We start from the raw sequence: 17,240 nt of genomic DNA, 5'->3' as shown, positions 1-17,240 counted from the left end.
CTACAGGCCGATTTCGTCGGCCCTGTTCAGTGCCCGGCCGACGATGTCGTCGATGAGGGTCGTGGTCGGCCCGCCCGCCACGGCCCGGTTCCGCGAGTCCGCCTCCATCCGCCGCATCACGCCCTCGGCGATGATAGCGAGCTTCCACAGCGCCAACACCTCCCAGAATCCGACATCGGATACGTCGCGCCCGGTGTTGTGCGCATACGAACCGACCAACTCGGACCGAACCGGAAAACCGGGAAGCGTCGATGCCATGAACGGGCCGGCGACCCCGTCGTCGGCTTGCGGCCAATAGGCCAGCAAGCCGCCGAGATCCGCCAGGGGATCTCCGAGTGTGCACAATTCCCAGTCCACGACCGCGGCGACCCGGCCATCCTCGCGGTCGGTGATGACGTTGCTGAGGTGGAAATCTCCGTGCACCAGGGTCACCTCGTGCTGCTGCGGAATGTTGGCGGTCAGTCGCGTTGCGAGCGAATCGATACCCGGCACGTCTCGAGTACGCGAGGATTCCCATTGCTTGGTCCACCGGGCGAGTTGACGGGCGGCATAGGGCTTCTGACTGGCCAGGTCGGCGAGACCCGAGGAGTCCAGGTCGACGCGGTGGATGTCGGCCAGCGCCACGGTCAAACCGAGACCGACGCGACGTCTGTGGTCGATGTCCAACGCCTCTGCTGCGGCAACCGAGTCGACCACGATGCCGTCCACGAAACTCATAAGCACGAGGGGGACGTCGGAGATCGACGAATCCTCGGTGATTGCAATCATTTTCGGAACCGGCACCGCGGTGTTCTGAAGCCCCGACAGAATTCGATGCTCACGCACCACATCGTGCGCAGACGCCAAAAGGTGTCCGAGCGGTGGACGACGTAGCACCCAGGTACCAGAGCCCGCGTCGCGCACCTCGTAGGTGAGATTCGACTGTCCGTTGCCGATTCGCCGAAAGGTCAGCGGAGACGTTGCTCCGATCCCCAATCCCGCGATCCAGGTCGACACCGCATCGTCGTTCAATCCCACTGTGCCCATTCGGTGCCCTCACTTCGTTGTGCGACAAACCATCGTCGACTGCCGTAATCGGAGTCGACCGATCGTAGCGAAGTGGTGCCCGGACACCGCGGGGAAACAGGTCAGCTGGCGCGACCGAAAGCGGAAATCAAAGCCGGAGTGGCTATTGCGGCGGCAGGTGCCGATGCGCCGTGACGCCTGACGGCGACCTCGTCCACTTCACCGACGAGCAAGGCAACCAGCGCGTCCGGCTCCGCAGCCCAGACCGAGGAAATGTTGCGCACCTCGGCGGGCGCGAACAGTCCGCTGGTGGCCAATGCGTCGATCCACTCGGCAACTGCGTCGGCAGTAGGATCCGGGATGCTCGTCCGATCGAGGGAGTCCGCTTGGAACTCGTTGCAAAAGAACGCGCGGACCATATCGAGCTGTCCCTGAGACATTGCGGTCATGTTCTTCTCCTTCGAGTTTCCGGCGTACGTAGGTCTCGAGCACCCGCCGTCGAGAGGCTCCGACGGGCACCAAATACCGTGTTCGAATCGTTACCATTCTGGATGTAACGATGAAACACAGCTTTCCGATGGGCCTGAAACTACGCTCATTTCGACGGTCTCGCCCAGGGTGAACTGGCTTCTGTGACTATCGTCACACACTTGGACCCATCCAATCAACATCTCGCAACGAAGTTCTAGTTCGGTTCGCGAAATATTGTGATCATGAACAATGTGCGCACAAACTCCCAGGTAGAAGACCCGGAGAGCGAGCGGACTCGAGTTCCCGCCGCCGAAGAGCCGTGACCACGGTGTCGCGTCGCTCGAATTCGTTTCAGGTCGCAGGACTGCCGGGATGGGTAAAAACAATCCAAACACCCGAATTGGTGGCATGTCGCCGACTCTCGGCCTGTCTCGGAGAGTTCGTCCTCGTCGCACAGTCACCCGTCGCAACCAGGCACGACGTCGTAATCGAATCGTTATCGAGGAAACCTTCAGGGGGTTCCCAACGTCCTCACATCCAGCGTTCAGCCGGATCGGGCACAGTGACGGTCATGTCACCACCGAGTATCGACAGCGGACCGATGCGAACAACCCCTCGACCTGGAAAAGCTGAAGTTTCGGGCGGCGACCCGACCGCGTCGCGCCGGCGAGCGATCGTCACACGGGCGGCGGTATCAGGATGCTCCGCGAGTCTGCTGCTGGTGTTGCTGCTGTCGGCAGCGCACGTGGAACCGTTCGTGTCGGCCGACGCAACCCGCGCCTCGGCACTCGCTGCGCTCGCGCTCGGTGCGATCGATGTGACCACCGTGCTGACCGCGGTCGCGGTCCTCTCGGTAGTGGCAGTGCTACGCAAGCTGCCCTACGGAATCGGCGCGGTGATTGCCTGCACCATCGGGGCCGTGCTGACCGCTGAGCTCGCTCGTGAGGTCTTCGGATCGACCATGTCGTCCACAGACCTGCCGTATGGGCAGCTCGTGGCGGTGGTAGCTGTGCTCGGTGCAGCATCCATGGTGGCCTCTACCGCGTGGCGGCCCGCGGTCCTCGGGCTGGGGACGGTTGGGGTCTTTGCGGTGGCAGCGTCCGCCCTGCTCGTCGGTTCTGCGTCGATCGTGGGGATCGTTGGTGCACTGACGGTGGTGTTCGTGTGGTGGCCGGCGTGCTCGATCGTCATGCTCTACTCCCCCGACGCCGCGGACCGTGAAGCTCGCAACCCGTTCGATACCGCCGCTATGGCGGTCCAACGCAAGATGGGACGCTCCCGTTGATATCGGAAGCGCCCCATCGTGGCTGTCGAGAGGTCGGAATCAGAGGGCTTTGAGTTCCTCGGTGACCTCGGAGACCGACTTCTTGGCGTCGCCGAAGAGCATGGAAGTGCCCTCGGCGAAGAAGAGCGGGTTTTCGATGCCGGCGAAGCCCGAGGACATCGAACGCTTGAGCACGATGACCGACTTGGACTGATCGACGTTCAGGATCGGCATTCCGTGAATCGGGCTCGACGGATCGTTGCGCGCGGCGGGGTTGGTGACATCGTTCGCGCCGATGACCAACGTGACGTCGGTGCGGGAGAACTCGTCGTTGATGTCGTCCATTTCCTTCATCGCGTCGTATGCGACGTCGGCCTCGGCGAGCAGCACGTTCATATGCCCGGGCATACGGCCGGCGACGGGGTGAATGGCGTACTTGACCTCGACGCCCTTGGACTCGAGCAACTTCGCCATGTCCTTGACCGCGTGCTGCGCTTGGGCAACGGCGAGCCCGTAGCCGGGTACGACGATGACCTGGTTGGCGTAGGCCATCTGAATCGCCGCATCGGCTGCCGAGGTTGCTTTCGCAGTACCGCCGCCCGCGCCTGCGGGTCCGGCCGCCGCGTCGCCGCCGCCGAAGCCGCCTGCAACGATCGCCGGGATCGACCGATTCATCGCTTTGGCCATCAGGTTGGTCAGAATCGTGCCCGAGGCACCGACGATCATGCCCGCCACGATCATGGCGGTGTTGTTGAGCGCCAGACCCGCAGCGGCAGCCGACAACCCGGTGAGCGCATTGAGCAGTGAGATCACCACCGGCATGTCCGCTCCGCCGATCGGCAGCACCACCGTCAACCCGAGGATGCCCGCCAGGACGAGGACTGCGACGATCCACCACTGCGATACTCCGCCGCCCGGGGTGGCGTTGATGCCGATGACGACCGCGGCTGCGATCGCACCGATCAGCAGCAGCGCGTTCAGTGGTTGCTGCAGCTTGCCGATGGTGATCGGCGATCCGGGCAGAGTCTCCTGGAGCTTGAGAAACGCGATCAGTGATCCCCAGAACGAGATCGAGCCGATGATCGCCGCGAACAGTGAGCCGATGACGATGTGCACCGTCGGTGATTCACCGTGATTGAAGTGCGAGAACCCGGAGGTGTCGAGGAACTCGGCCCAGGCGATGAGTGCAACCGTGCCGCCGCCGACACCGTTGAACAGTGCCACGAGCTGCGGCATCGCGGTCATCTTGACCCGGCGAGCCGGTGGGATTCCGAGCGCGACACCGACCACGAGTCCCACGATGATCAGGATCCAGTTTCCGGTCTCACGCACGGAGATCAACGTTGCGACGACGGCGATGAACATGCCGACCGCGGCGATCTGGTTGCCGCGTACTGCGGTCTTGGGGCCGGTCAGCCCCATCAGACCGTAGATGAACATGCCGAACGCGACGACGTAGAGAATGTTGACGAGATTGTCCATCAGGAATCAGCCCCCGTCGAGGTCTTGGCGGGGACGGGCTTGGATTTGAACATCGACAGCATGCGGTCGGTGACCACGAATCCACCGATCACGTTGACGGTGCCGAAGACCAGGGCGACGAACAGGATGACCTGCAGGCCGATCGAGGGATCCTCGACCTTGCCGAGGACGACGAGCGCACCGAGGACCACGATGCCGTGGATGGCGTTGGTTCCCGACATCAGCGGGGTGTGCAAGGTGTTGGGCACCTTGGAAATCACCGCGAAGCCCACGAACCCGGACAGCACCAGGATCGCGATGTTCGCCAGCAGAGGGGTGTACATCAGTTCTCCTTCTCACGTGTCACGCAGGCACCGGCGAGGACCTCGTCCGAGAAATCGGGGGCGAGCCTGCCGTCGACCAACATCAGTTCGAGCAGCGCCGAGATGTTCTTCGAGTACAACTCGCTGGCATGCTCGGGCATCGAGGCCGGCAGATTCAACGGCGAACAAATCGTGACGTCGTGCTTGACGACGGTCTGACCGGGCTCGGTCAATTCACAGTTGCCGCCCGTCTCACCTGCGAGGTCGACGACGACGCTGCCAGGCTTCATTCCCTCGACAGCCGCGGCCGTGACCAGCCGCGGTGCCGGACGACCCGGCACCAGGGCCGTGGTGATGACCACGTCGAAACCCTTGATGGCATCTTCGAGTGCCTTCTGCTGCTGCACCCGCTCGTCCTCGGTGAGCTCGCGTGCATAGCCGCCCTCGCCCGCGGCGTCGATACCCAGATCGAGCCACTGCGCGCCGACCGAACGGACCTGATCGGCGACCTCCGGGCGAACGTCGTAGCCGGTGGGGCGACCGCCGAGACGCTTGGCCGTGGCCAATGCTTGTAGACCCGCCACCCCGACGCCGAGCACCAGTACCGTCGCGGGCTTGACGGTGCCTGCGGCGGTGGTGAGCATCGGGAAAAATCGAGTCGATTCCGACGCTGCCAGCAGAACGGCCTTGTAGCCGGCGACATTGGCCTGAGACGACAGTGCGTCCATCACCTGCGCGCGCGAAATACGCGGAATCGCTTCCACTGCAAAGGCCTGCACGCCTGCCGCCTTCAGTGCGCCGATGCTGTTCTCCGCATTGCGCGGTGCCAAGAAACCGATCAGTGTGGAACCCGCAGACAACTTGGCGATCTCGGCGTCGGACGGCGGCGCGACCTTGACCACTACCTCCGCCGACCACGGATCACCGATCGTCGCCCCGGCAGCGGTGTACAGCTCGTCCGGAATCAAGGCACCGAGTCCGGCACCCGACTCCACGATCACCTCGACGCCCTTGCCTGTCAGGGAGGCAACGATCTTGGGCACCAGAGCGACGCGACGCTCACCCTCCCCCGATTCCCGAACCACACCGACGACCGTCGTGGATCCCGAACCCTTCTCAGTGCTCTGCGTTGTATCCAAATCTCCGTCTTCCTGCGTTGAATGGTGCCCACTCGGCGTTCATCGGTGCTCACTCGGCGACCGACGGCCCCGAGCTTGCGACGAGTGGACGAAGCCATGCGACAAGGCACAAGGTCCCTGATAGTAGCCAGAGGAGATAGACCGCGGGTAGCTCGGAACGCTGTCCGATTCGTTCTGAATCGAGTCCGTTCGGCGTTCCGGGACTACGGGACACGCATTTGTGGTGCACGTCACACAGGCCTATCACTGATGATCGGACCCTACAGTGACAGCCGTGGAACCTTGCATCTTCTGTGCCATCGTCGCCGGCGACGCCCCCGCCCACCGAGTGTTCGAGAACGACCACGCCGTCGCCTTTCTCGACATTCGGCCGATCAGTCGCGGCCATCTGCTCGTCGTTCCGCGTGAGCACACCACCGACTTGAACTCGACCCATCCGGGGCCCGCCGCAGACGTCTTTCGCGTCGGGCACACCCTGGCGCGCGCGGTGAGGGAATCGGACCTGCGCGCCGACGGGGCAAATCTCGTGATCAACGACGGCAAGGCCGCGTTCCAGACCGTCTTCCACTTGCATTTACACGTGGTGCCGCGCTGGCATCGGGATCGGCTGCGGTTCGCTGCCGGTTTCGTTACGCGGCGCCTGCGTGAGCCCGATCTCGTCGCAGACGCCGTCCGCGTCGGGCTGACTCGGCTGAATGGGGAGCCGACGCCGTGAAGCTGTTCCTGTCGTCGTATCGATTCGGCGGGCACTCCGATGCTTTCGTCTCACTCACCGGCCCGCCTTCCGATCTCGCCGTCATCGCGAACGCGTCCGACGCATGGCCGGCTGCCGCTCGCGAATCCTCACTCCGCAGCGAATTCGGTCCGCTGCGTGCCCTCGGTTATCGGCCGGTGGAGTTGGATCTGCGCCGATATGTGGGACGGCCCGGCGCATTCGAGCGCTCTCTCGAAGGATTCGGCGCGGTGTGGGTGCGCGGAGGAAACACCTTCGTCCTACGCGCCCAGCTCGCCCGCTCAGGTGCAGACGACATTCTGCGCGAGCGCGTTCGCCGCGAGTCGATCGTCTACGGCGGCTACAGCGCGGGCGCGTGCGTGGCAGCCCCGTCGTTGATCGGAGTCGAGGATGCTGACGATCCAGGCGAGGTTCGTCCCACCACTGGCATCGAGACGGTATGGAACGGCTTGGGTCTGGTGAACTTCTCGATAGTGCCGCACCTGAATTCGGTTCTGGACGAGAATAATTCGGGTGGATCAACCCTGCAACGCCTACGTCGCGAGGGCATCCCCTGTCACGGTTTGACCGACGAGCAGGCCATCGTGGTCGATGAGACCGGGACGCGATTGCTCGGTGTTTGAACGTCCATCGGCCCAGGCGAGATCGATCAACCCAGGCGAGCCAAGGGCGCAAGCCGGTCCAGTGAAGACCATGCCAGCGAGCACCGCCGCGCGGTCATTTCGTCCGCATCGAGGACGAGCATGTCGAACAGCTGACGGGGTGCCTCTCGCCACGAATCCGCTATCTGCAACACAGTGGCTCGATCGAACAGACCGGACTGCGTCAATGCCTGGACCCACTCGTCGAGCTCGCCTCGATGAATTCGCTCGATGGTGTCGTATTCGACTCCGCCGCCGAGGAATTCGTACGAGAACATCGCCGCCACGTAGTTCCAGGAGTCAGTTCCGGGGTCGATCATGGTGCAGCCTCCTTGTCGACTCGCACCGCACGGGGTGCGAGGTTCGCTGCGCTGGACGCTAGCGTGGCGAACTACAAGATTGCGTGTCGACGACGCATCGATCCGGTAACGCCTGAGGCTGGTGTTACTGATGTGACGCACTGACCGGCCTCCCCGCTGCCCCCGCACAGGTCGTGACAGACTCGGTGGCGACGGTCACATTGTCGACGTGAGGAGACCGAGATGTCGGTGACGAACGATGCGGATGTCCGGCTGGCCGAGCTCGAATCTCTGCTACCGGCGGGTGCCGTGGTCACCGACCCGGACATCACCGAGGGCTACCGACGCGACTGGGCCAAGGATCCTGACGCCGGCACTCCCCTGGCCGTAGTGCGTGCTCAGTCCACCGACGATGTCAAAGCCGTCATGAGGTGGGCCACCGAACACGGTGTGGCCGTCGTCCCCCGCGGTGCCGGCTCGGGCCTGTCCGGTGGAGCCACCGCCGTCGACGGCGGAATAGTGCTCACCACCGAGTTGATGCGGGAGATCACCGTCGATCCGGTGACCCGCATCGCCGTCGTGCAACCCGGACTGCTCAACGCCGAGGTCAAGAAGACCGTCGCCGAACACGGCCTGTGGTACCCACCCGACCCCTCGTCGTTCGAGATGTGCTCCATCGGAGGCAATGCGGCCACCAACGCGGGCGGTCTGTGCTGCGTGAAGTACGGCGTCACCACCGACTACGTCCTCGGCCTCGAGGTCGTCCTGGCCGACGGGACTGCCGTCCGGCTGGGCGGGCCTCGCCTGAAAGATGTTGCGGGACTCTCTCTTGCGAAGCTCTTCGTCGGATCCGAGGGCACATTGGGCATCATCACCGAGATCACCCTGCGGCTGATTCCGGCGCAACCTCCGGCCAGCACCGTGGTCGCCTCGTTCGCGTCCGTGCACGATGCGACAACCGCCATACTCGCGATCACCCGAACGTTGCGGCCGTCCATGCTCGAGTTCATGGACCGCGCGTCCATCGGCGCTGTCGAGGACGCCATGAACATGGGACTCGATCGCAACGCCGCGGCGATGCTGATCGCCCGCTCCGACTCTCCTGGGGCCGATCGAGGGCGCGAGATCGACATCATGGCGGCCGCCTGCACCGAGGCCGGAGCATCCGACGTCTTCACCACCGATGATCCCGACGAAGGCGAAGCTTTTGCAGCTGCACGGCGATTCGCGATTCCCGCCGTCGAGCGGCTCGGCAGCCTACTGCTCGAGGATGTCGGTGTTCCACTGCCCGCGCTACCCGCACTCGTCGACGGAATCGCCGAGTTGTCCACGAAATACGACGTCCTGGTCGCCGTCATCGCCCACGCCGGCGACGGCAACACCCACCCACTGATCGTCTTCGACCCCGAGGATGCCGACATGAGCCGCCGCGCCAACGTCGCCTTCGGAGCGATCATGGATCTGGCAATTTCTTTGGGCGGCACCATCACCGGTGAACACGGAGTCGGTCGGCTCAAGAAGGCGTGGTTACCCGATCAAGTAGGGGAAGACGTCATGGAACTGACCCGCCGCATCAAGACCGCACTCGATCCAGCCGGCATCCTCAACCCCGGTGCTGTCCTCTGAGGAGAACCTTCGGGTCGAAATTCCTCGCACGACCTCCCGTCAGACGGTGAATTCGTCCGCCACTGTCAGCACCTCGTCGAGGATTTCGAGACCCTGACGAATGTCGTCCTCGGACGTGGTCAACGGCGGTGCGATCTGCAGTCGGTTGCCTGATACGAAGGGCCACAGGCCACGCGACTTGGCCGCGGCGGTCACCTCACCCATCGCCGCCGCATCCTCGCCCGACGCGGCGAACGGAACCAGTGGCTCTCTGGTGGCACCGTCCTTGACCAGTTCGACGGCCCAGAAGAACCCCTTGCCCCGCACCTCGCCCACGCTCGGATGTGATTCGGCAAGCTTCGACAGGCCCGCACCGAGCACCTCCTCGCCCACGGTCCGCACGTGCGGAAGTATCTTCTCGCGTTCGAACACTCCGATGGACGCCACGCCGGCCGCACACCCGAGCACATGCCCTGAGTAGGTCAATCCGCCGGGATAGGCCTTGTGGTCGAACTGCGAGGCGATCTTCTCCGAGATGACGACCCCGCCCAACGGGACGTATCCGGAGTTGACCCCCTTGGCGAACGTGATCAGATCCGGCGTCACATCCCAGGCCTGGCACGCGAACCATTCGCCGATACGCCCGAATCCGACCATCACTTCGTCGGCGATGTACACGATCCCGTACTTGTCGCACAGTGCACGAACCCCGGCCAGGTATCCAGGCGGCGGGATCAACACGCCGTTGGTACCGACGACCGATTCGAGGATGAGACCGGCGATGTTCTGCGCGCCTTCGAGCACGATGACCTGCTCGAGATGGGCCAGGGCCGCAGCCGCCTCGTCCTCGGGAGTCGTTGTGCCCCAAGGTGACCGGTACGGATATGGCCCGAAGAACCGCACCACGTCCACATTCGTCGGCTCGGTTCCCCATCGCCGCGGCTCCCCGGTCAGCCCGATCGCGACGCCGGTTCCGCCGTGATACGACCGGTACGCGGCCAGCATCTTGGTGCGTCCGGTGTGCTGACGCGCCAACCGCACCGCATGTTCGACGGCCTCTGCGCCACCGGTCGTGAAGAACACTCGGTCGAGATCACCCGGTGCCCGCTCGGCGATCAGCGCAGCGAGTTCGCTCCGTTTGTTGTTGGCGATGGTCGGAGAGATGGTCGTCAATATCTGCGCCTGCTCGACGATGGCGGCGACGACGTCGGGGTGTTGATGTCCGAGATTGACGTTGACCAACTGTGAAGAGAAGTCCAGGTATCGGTTTCCCTTGTCGTCCCAGAACCACGACCCCTTCGCACCCTCGACGGTGATCGGGTTCAGTTCGGCCTGCGCCGCCCAGGAGTAGAACACGTGATCCATCTACTTGCCGCCTTCCTCCAGAGTGACGTCCATCGGAGCGTACGACTCTCCGGTGACGTCTACACCGTCGGCCTTCAACAAATCCAGCGCTTTGCTCACGTACTCGTTGGTGTACGCATCGGCATCGGGATCGGTGGTCAGCACCGTCGAGCCCTCGGCGTTCCTGGTGGACTTCGCCACGTCGACCGTTTGCTGCCAGGCCGCCTCGTCGATGGTTCCGATGCCCTCCTCGGACGGCCAGATCAGCTTGTTGACCTCGTTGATCTGCCAGAGCTGATGACTCGCGCCCAGTGTGGAGCCGGCTGCGACCGTGATGTCGCGGCACTTCTCGACGTTGTCGCGGCAGAAGATCCAGCCCTTCAGCGAGGCGGCGACGAACTTGACGGTCCGATCCTGGTACGCCTCGTCGGAGAGCTTGTCGGAATTGGCCCAAATCGCGTCCTGCAACATGGCAACACCGTCGTCGTTCCAGTTCAGAGACGTGAAATCGTCCGTTGTGTAGAGCGCACCGGTGGCCGGGTTCACCGTCTCGAGCAACTGCGCGTATTCGTTGTACGACATCGCCTGCGCGGCAGCGATATCGCCGGACAACAGGCCGTTCATGTCGAACTGCTGCTGCACCAATGTCACATCGGATGGGCTGACACCGGCCTTGGTCATTCCGGCGAACAGCTCGAATTCGTTTCCGTAGCCCCAGTTTCCGACCGTCTTACCGCGAAGATCTGCGGGTGAGGCGATGTTCTGATCCTTGAACGAGACCTGCAATGTGCCGGACTTCTGGTAGATCTGGGCGACGTCGGTGATGCCCGCTCCGGCCTCACGGGAAGCGAGCGCTTTGGGCACCCACGCCACGGCGTAGTCGGCCTGTCCCTGCGCGAGCACGGTCTGCGGAACGATATCCGTTCCGCCGTCCAGGATTTCGACATTCAAGCCCTGGTCGGCATAGAACCCTTGATCGACGGCAGCGAGATATCCAGCGAACTGACCCTGTTTGAACCACTGCAGTTGCAGCTTGATCGTGGTGTTCCCGTCCGCACTGGTTTCGGTGTCGGTCGTGGTGGTGCTGCAGGCCGAGGCAACCACGGCCAGCGCCATCACGGCGGCAACAAGCGGTCGAGGGGTGCGGGTGATCTTCACGTTCATCTCCTAGGTACGACGCCGGGACACGAGTTTCTCGAGCAACAGAACGAAGAAAAAGAAGAGCAACCCGACTGCAATGGCACCCATCACGTAGGCCCACGCCCGGGGGTAGGCCGTGTTCGCCGCGGCGGAGGTGATCCGCGACCCCAAACCGTTCTGCAGTCCACCGAAGTACTCGCAGATGATGGCAGCAATGACAGCATTCGGAGCCGCGACCCGCAACCCGGTGAAGATGTGCGGAACGGCGGACGGGAGGCGGACGATTCGAGTGAGCTGCCAGCCGCCGACCGCGTAGGACGTCATCAGATCATGGTGCACGGCGGATACCTGCCGCAATCCTTTGGCGGCACTGACGAATACCGGAAAGAACACGACGATGGTCACCACGAGGCGTCGCGGTAGATCCGTGGTCGAGGAGAACATCGAGTTGAACACCGGTGCGAGGGCGACGATGGGAACGGCCGCCGCACCCGCTGCCAGCGGGGTGAGCAGCTCGTCGACGACCCGAAGACGAACAGCTGCCATCGCCGCGACCAGACCGAGGACCGACCCTGCGATCAGTCCTACCAGAGCGTTGGTTCCTGTTGCCACACTTGCCGATCCGATGTTGCCGACGTTGCGAACGAACTGCTCGGCAATTGCACTGGGCGACGGCAGCAGAAATGACGGTACTCCTGCGACGACTGTGAGCAGCTGCCACAGCCCGAGCAGCACGACGCCGAACACGACCGGGGGCAGCCAGACTTTCATCGAACATCCGCACTGGGAATTGTGCTTACGTGCAACGCATCTCGAACCGAGGTGATGGCAGCGAAGAATCCGGCCGATTCGCGCGGGTCCCCGTCGGCGTCGAACGAGTCGATCGAGTCGATCGAGAGCGTGTCGACTACCCGGCCTGGTCGAGAAGACATCACGACCACTCGATCGGACAGGTACACCGCTTCGGGAATCGAGTGGGTCACGAAAACCACTGCCGCGCTGGACTCCTCGGCTATGCGCAGCAGGTCGTTCTGCATCTTTTCGCGTGTCATCTCGTCCAGGGCCCCGAACGGTTCGTCCATCAGCAACAGCCCCGGCGTTCTGGCCAGCGCCCGGGCGATCGCGACGCGTTGCTGCATGCCGCCGGACAGCTGAGTGGGAAAGTTCTCCGCGAAGTCGGTCAGTCCGACGAGATCGAGCAATTCACGTACCCGGTCCGCGCGTTCACGCTTGGGTACCTTGTGCAGCTCGAGCGGCAACGCGACGTTCGATTGCACCGTGCGCCAATCGAGCAGCCCTGCCTGTTGGAACGCAATGCCGTATTTCTGCTCGACGCGTGCTCGGCGAGCAGTGAGTCCGAATACCGACACCGCACCGGACGTGGGTTGCTCGAGATCGGCAATGATGCGAAGCAACGTCGACTTGCCACAACCGGATGGCCCGATCAGGGAAACGAATTCGCCGGCCCCGATAGTGAGCGATACGTTCTCCAAGGCTGTGACTCCCCCGTCGAAAACCTTTCCGACCTCTTCGACGAGGACTGCGCGCTCCGTCATACCTCCGTCCTACGAGCAGGTGTGCGCCCCACGTACCGGCCCAGAGCAATTTCGAGCAACGACACCAGTCCGGTTACCACCAGGCCGAGCACCGCTGCTCCGAGAACAGCTGCGTACAGACGTGATGCATCTCCCGTCGCCTGCTGAGAGAACACGATGATCGTCCTGCCGATACCGCCCGTCGTTCCGGTGGAGATCTCGGCGACCACGGCACCGATCACGGAAGCAGCCGCAGCCAGGCGGAGAGCCGGAATCAGGTGCGGCACCGAGGCGGGCAGGCGTAGCCGAACGAGGGTGGTCCACCATCCGCAGGCGTAGCTGTGCATCAGATCCAGTGCTGCCCGGTCGGGTGAACGCAGGCCACGCAGCATCCCCACTGCCATGGGGAAGAACGCGAGATACGACGCGATGACGGTGATGCTCATCCACGGCTGCCATGCATATCCGCCGATGGCGATCTTCCCGCCCCAACCCGCGACGAGCGGTGCCAACGCGATGAGCGGAACCGTCTGCGAGACGATCACATACGGCAACACGGACCGCTCTACCCACACGAATCGTTGCATCGCCACTGCCAGCACCAGGCCGACGACTGCGCCGAGGGCGAATCCGAGCACCGCCAGACCGAAGGTGAACAGGCCGCTGGAGACGATCGCGGCACCGACGCTGCGTGCTCCGGCGACGTTCACTTCCGGCTCGGCCAAAGCCGCCAGCACCGACCACACGTGCGGCAGTGCACCGTCGTCGGTTCTCGGTAACACCCGCACACCGGCGACACTCACACCGTTCTCGGGAACGAGCACTTTCACCAGCTCCCACAGCACCAGCAACGACGCGACCGCCGCCACTGCCATGAGCGGACGACGAAGTCGGGCCGGACGGATGGGGGCCGGGGCCACCACCTCGGGCCGATCCAGAACAGTCGTCACGACGTAGCCGTCACGGACTTACGGATCTGCGGAATGATGCTTTCTCCGTACGATTCCAGCGTTGCGGTTTTGGCGTCGTGCTGGAGGTAGACCGAGAATTGATCGACGCCGAGAGCCTCGAGATCTTTCAATTTGGCGATGTGATCGGCCGGGGTGCCGAGCAGGCAGAACCTGTCGATCACCTCGTTCGGGACGAATTCGGCATGCGAGTTTCCTGCGCGGCCGTGCTCGTTGTAGTCGTACCCGGTGCGCGCGGCGATGTAGTCGGTGAGAGCCGCAGGAACACCGCTGCCGTCGCCGCCGTAACGCGCGACGATATCGGCGACGTGATTGCCGACCATCCCCCCGAACCAACGACACTGATCGCGGGCATGTTCGAGTCCTGCCTCGGTGCCGTCGGTGACGTAAGCGGGAGCTGCCACGCAGATCGAGATCGAATTCGGATCACGCCCGGCCTGCTCGGCAGCTGCCCGCACCCTGCCGATCGTCCACGCGGCGATGTCGGGATCGGCCAATTGCAAGATGAAACCGTCCGCCACTTGCCCGGTGAGCTCAAGTGCCTTTGGCCCGTACGCCGCCACCCAAACCTCGAGGCGCGAGTGCTCTGCCCAAGGGAACTGCACGGTCGTCTCACCGACTCGGGCACTACGCCCGTTGGCCAGACTGCGGATCACCTCTATCGATTCTCGCAGCGAGGCAAGCGTTGTCGGCTTCCCCCCGAGAGCGCGGACGGCGGAATCACCGCGCCCGATACCGCAGACGGTGCGATTGCCGAACATGTCGTTGAGTGTCGCAAACGTCGATGCGGTCACCGTCCAATCGCGCGTGGCGGGATTGGTGACCATCGGGCCCACGGTCACCCGTCTCGTTGCGGCCAGAATTTGACTGTAGATGACGTACGGTTCCTGCCACAGCAAATGTGAGTCGAACGTCCAGACATGCGAAAACCCATGTGTCTCGGCCTGCCTGGCCAGATCGACCACACGCGACGCCGGCGGATTGCACTGCAGCACTACCCCGATGTCCATGGCTCAGACCAGATTCTGCGACAGGTCGCGGCGGACGAAGCGCCCGTGTCCCGCAGTGCCGGAATAGGATCCGTCGTCGACGATGATCCGCCCACGAGAGATCACGGTGTCGACGTGCCCGTCGATCTCGAAACCCTCGTACGCCGAGTAGTCCATGTTCATGTGATGGGTCTTCTCGACTCCGATGCTGGTGTGTCCGTTCGGGTCGTAGACCACGATGTCGGCGTCGGCTCCGGGACTGATGACACCCTTCCTCGGATACATTCCGAACATCCGAGCCGGGGTGGTGCAGCACACGTCGACCCACTTCTCGAGCGTGATCTTGCCGCTCTTGACGCCCTGGAACATCAGATCGATGCGATGCTCCACCGACCCGATACCGTTGGGAATCTTGGAGAAGTCGCCGATACCCATCTCCTTTTGGTCCTTCATGCAGAACGGGCAGTGATCGGTACTGACGGTGGCAACGTCTCCGGTACGCAGGTAGCGCCACAGTTCGTCCTGATGCCCCTCCGCCCGCGACCGCAGAGGCGTCGAGCAGACCCACTTGGCTCCCTCGTAACCCGGTGCACCGAGTTGTTCCTCGAGCGACAGATAGAGGTACTGCGGGCACGTCTCGGCAAACACGTTCTGCCCGTTGCCCCGCGCCTGTGCGATCTGCTCCAGAGCCTGCTTGGCCGATACGTGCACGACGTAGAGCGGTGCGCCGGTCACGTCGGCCAGCATGATGGCTCGATGCGTCGCCTCCTCCTCGAGTTGCCACGGCCTCGACGTGCCGTGGAAGTACGGGGCGGTGTCGCCGCGCGCGATCGACTGCGCCACGAGAACGTCTATCGCGATGCCGTTCTCGGCGTGCATCATCAGCAGAGCACCCGTTTCGGCTGCGGACTGCATGGCGCGCAGGATCTTGCCGTCGTCGGAGTAGAACACACCCGGATAGGCCATGAAGAGCTTGAAGCTCGTGACGCCCTCGGAGACCAACTCGCTCATGGCCTTCAAGGAATCATCGGTGACGTCACCGATGATCTGATGAAAGCCGTAGTCGACAGCGCACTTCCCTGCCGCTTTCTCGTGCCACTGCGCAAGAGTGTCCTGGACGCGCTGGCCGGGGGTCTGAATTGCGAAGTCCACAATGGTCGTCGTGCCACCCCACGCCGCCGCACGCGTTCCGGTCTCGAAAGTGTCCGAGGCGAACGTGCCGCCGAACGGCATCTCCATGTGTGTGTGGCCGTCTACCCCGCCTGGAATGACGTACTTGTCCGTGGCATCGACGACAATGTCCGCCGTGGTTTTCAAGTCGGCGGCCAACGACACCGATCCGGGTGCCAGCACTGCGACGATGGTCTCACCGTCGATGAACACATCCAATTTCTGTGCGCCGGTGGTGGATACCACCGTTCCACCGTGCACGAAGGTGGTGGCCATCAGGGCTGCACCAGTGGTCCGTATGCATCGGGTCTGCGGTCGCGATAGAAGGCCCATCGATCGCGGACCACTTTGATCAGATCCATGTCGAGGTCGCGCACGATGATCTCGGGCTCCGAATCCGACGCTACCTCGCCGACGAATTTGCCCTCGGGGTCCACGAAGTAGCTGGTTCCGTAGAAATCGTCGTCACCGTATTCGGATTCGATTCCGACCCGGTTGATCGCGCCGACGTAGTACTCGTTGGCAACAGCCGACGCGGGTTGTTCGAGCTTCCACAGATAATTCGACAGTCCCCGTGAGGTGGCCGAGGGATTGAAGACGATCTCGGCACCGGCGAGACCGAGTGCCCGCCACCCTTCGGGAAAGTGCCTGTCGTAGCAGATGTACACACCGATTCGGCCGACCGCGGTGTCGAACACCGGCCACCCCAGGTTGCCGGGTCGAAAGTAGAACTTCTCCCAGAACCCGTTCACGTGCGGAATGTGGTGCTTTCGATACTTGCCGAGATAGGTACCGTCGGCATCCACGACGGCCGCCGTGTTGTAGAGCAGCCCGGGCTGCTCCTGCTCGTACACCGGCAGAATCATCACGATGCCGAGTTCTTTCGCGAGTGCGGCGAACCGGTCGACGGTGGGACCGGGCACCGATTCGGCGTACTCGTAGAATTTGGCGTCCTGCAATTGGCAGAAATAAGGTCCGTAGAAAAGTTCTTGGAAACAGACGACTTTCGCGCCCTGTTCGGCGGCGGAACGAGCAAACCCCTCGTGTGCCGCGATCATCGATTCTTTGTCACCGGTCCACTTGCTTTGGACCAATGCAGCTCGAACTGTGGACATCATCGGCACTCCATCTCTCGCTGGCTTGCACCCTCAAG

General features: G+C 63.3%; 18 protein-coding genes. 4 read left to right on the top strand and 14 right to left on the bottom strand.

The window, feature by feature from the left end:
- Together RHODMAR_RS12425 and RHODMAR_RS12420 are read right to left on the bottom strand one after the other, a co-directional pair.
- On the bottom strand, positions 1 to 1,026 hold the full coding sequence (locus RHODMAR_RS12425; protein ID WP_008715024.1) for a phosphotransferase family protein: 1,026 nt from the start codon (positions 1,024 to 1,026) through the stop codon (positions 1 to 3).
- Positions 1,027 to 1,127: 101 nt separating this feature from the next.
- Positions 1,128 to 1,454, bottom strand: coding sequence for a hypothetical protein (locus tag RHODMAR_RS12420; protein WP_008715022.1), 327 nt, complete (start codon positions 1,452 to 1,454; stop codon positions 1,128 to 1,130).
- 743 nt (positions 1,455 to 2,197) lie between these two features.
- Between RHODMAR_RS12420 and RHODMAR_RS12415 the strand changes: the two genes are divergently transcribed.
- On the top strand, positions 2,198 to 2,761 hold the full coding sequence (locus RHODMAR_RS12415) for a hypothetical protein (protein WP_008715020.1): 564 nt from the start codon (positions 2,198 to 2,200) through the stop codon (positions 2,759 to 2,761).
- Between the two features lie 39 nt (positions 2,762 to 2,800).
- Here the strand turns inward: RHODMAR_RS12415 and RHODMAR_RS12410 are convergent, their stop codons facing one another.
- The 3 genes from RHODMAR_RS12410 to RHODMAR_RS12400 are packed head-to-tail and all read right to left on the bottom strand — an operon-like array spanning position 2,801 to position 5,663.
- A complete protein-coding gene (locus RHODMAR_RS12410; protein WP_008715018.1) occupies positions 2,801 to 4,222 on the bottom strand; it encodes an NAD(P)(+) transhydrogenase (Re/Si-specific) subunit beta in 1,422 nt (473 codons plus the stop codon).
- Positions 4,222 to 4,545, bottom strand: a complete 324-nt coding sequence (locus tag RHODMAR_RS12405; RefSeq protein WP_008715017.1) for an NAD(P) transhydrogenase subunit alpha — start codon at positions 4,543 to 4,545, stop codon at positions 4,222 to 4,224. The genes RHODMAR_RS12410 and RHODMAR_RS12405 overlap by 1 nt, the downstream gene beginning before the upstream one ends.
- The gene (locus tag RHODMAR_RS12400; RefSeq protein ID WP_008715015.1) at positions 4,545 to 5,663 is read right to left on the bottom strand and encodes a Re/Si-specific NAD(P)(+) transhydrogenase subunit alpha; all 1,119 of its coding nucleotides are present in this window, start codon (positions 5,661 to 5,663) and stop codon (positions 4,545 to 4,547) included. The genes RHODMAR_RS12405 and RHODMAR_RS12400 overlap by 1 nt, the downstream gene beginning before the upstream one ends.
- Before the next feature lie 265 nt (positions 5,664 to 5,928).
- Here RHODMAR_RS12400 and RHODMAR_RS12395 point away from each other — a divergent pair, with 265 nt between their 5' ends.
- Together RHODMAR_RS12395 and RHODMAR_RS12390 are read left to right on the top strand one after the other, a co-directional pair.
- The gene (locus RHODMAR_RS12395) at positions 5,929 to 6,378 is read left to right on the top strand and encodes an HIT family protein (protein WP_008715012.1); all 450 of its coding nucleotides are present in this window, start codon (positions 5,929 to 5,931) and stop codon (positions 6,376 to 6,378) included.
- Entirely contained in the window at positions 6,375 to 7,019 is a 645-nt protein-coding gene (locus tag RHODMAR_RS12390; protein WP_008715010.1) for a Type 1 glutamine amidotransferase-like domain-containing protein, read from the top strand. The genes RHODMAR_RS12395 and RHODMAR_RS12390 overlap by 4 nt, the downstream gene beginning before the upstream one ends.
- Before the next feature lie 26 nt (positions 7,020 to 7,045).
- Here the strand turns inward: RHODMAR_RS12390 and RHODMAR_RS12385 are convergent, their stop codons facing one another.
- A complete protein-coding gene (locus RHODMAR_RS12385; RefSeq protein WP_008715008.1) occupies positions 7,046 to 7,357 on the bottom strand; it encodes a hypothetical protein in 312 nt (103 codons plus the stop codon).
- A gap of 222 nt (positions 7,358 to 7,579) precedes the next feature.
- Here RHODMAR_RS12385 and RHODMAR_RS12380 point away from each other — a divergent pair, with 222 nt between their 5' ends.
- A complete protein-coding gene (locus RHODMAR_RS12380; protein WP_008715006.1) occupies positions 7,580 to 8,962 on the top strand; it encodes an FAD-binding oxidoreductase in 1,383 nt (460 codons plus the stop codon).
- Positions 8,963 to 9,001: 39 nt separating this feature from the next.
- Here RHODMAR_RS12380 and RHODMAR_RS12375 read toward each other — a convergent pair whose 3' ends face one another.
- From RHODMAR_RS12375 to RHODMAR_RS12340, 8 genes are read right to left on the bottom strand one after another with little or no spacing between them, the layout of a single operon-like run.
- Positions 9,002 to 10,306 carry an aspartate aminotransferase family protein gene (locus RHODMAR_RS12375; RefSeq protein ID WP_008715005.1) on the bottom strand — a complete coding sequence of 435 codons (1,305 nt, stop codon included), beginning with the start codon at positions 10,304 to 10,306 and terminating at the stop codon, positions 9,002 to 9,004.
- Complete coding sequence (locus tag RHODMAR_RS12370; RefSeq protein ID WP_042938973.1) at positions 10,307 to 11,449, bottom strand: ABC transporter substrate-binding protein; 1,143 nt, start codon at positions 11,447 to 11,449, stop codon at positions 10,307 to 10,309.
- Between the two features lie 3 nt (positions 11,450 to 11,452).
- On the bottom strand, positions 11,453 to 12,196 hold the full coding sequence (locus tag RHODMAR_RS12365; RefSeq protein ID WP_008715002.1) for an ABC transporter permease: 744 nt from the start codon (positions 12,194 to 12,196) through the stop codon (positions 11,453 to 11,455).
- Complete coding sequence (locus RHODMAR_RS12360) at positions 12,193 to 12,981, bottom strand: ABC transporter ATP-binding protein (protein WP_008715001.1); 789 nt, start codon at positions 12,979 to 12,981, stop codon at positions 12,193 to 12,195. Before RHODMAR_RS12360 ends, RHODMAR_RS12365 begins: the two co-directional genes overlap by 4 nt.
- On the bottom strand, positions 12,978 to 13,910 hold the full coding sequence (locus RHODMAR_RS12355) for an ABC transporter permease (RefSeq protein WP_008714996.1): 933 nt from the start codon (positions 13,908 to 13,910) through the stop codon (positions 12,978 to 12,980). Before RHODMAR_RS12355 ends, RHODMAR_RS12360 begins: the two co-directional genes overlap by 4 nt.
- The gene (locus RHODMAR_RS12350; RefSeq protein WP_008714994.1) at positions 13,907 to 14,938 is read right to left on the bottom strand and encodes a TIGR03842 family LLM class F420-dependent oxidoreductase; all 1,032 of its coding nucleotides are present in this window, start codon (positions 14,936 to 14,938) and stop codon (positions 13,907 to 13,909) included. Before RHODMAR_RS12350 ends, RHODMAR_RS12355 begins: the two co-directional genes overlap by 4 nt.
- A 3-nt stretch (positions 14,939 to 14,941) precedes the next feature.
- Complete coding sequence (gene hydA / locus RHODMAR_RS12345; RefSeq protein ID WP_008714992.1) at positions 14,942 to 16,363, bottom strand: dihydropyrimidinase; 1,422 nt, start codon at positions 16,361 to 16,363, stop codon at positions 14,942 to 14,944.
- Entirely contained in the window at positions 16,363 to 17,202 is an 840-nt protein-coding gene (locus RHODMAR_RS12340; protein WP_198289438.1) for a nitrilase-related carbon-nitrogen hydrolase, read from the bottom strand. The genes hydA and RHODMAR_RS12340 overlap by 1 nt, the downstream gene beginning before the upstream one ends.
- Positions 17,203 to 17,240: the final 38 nt, after the last annotated feature.

Source organism: Rhodococcus sp. AW25M09 (genome assembly GCF_000333955.1).
Lineage (GTDB): Bacteria > Actinomycetota > Actinomycetes > Mycobacteriales > Mycobacteriaceae > Rhodococcoides.
This window is presented reverse-complemented; position numbering and strand designations above follow the sequence as displayed.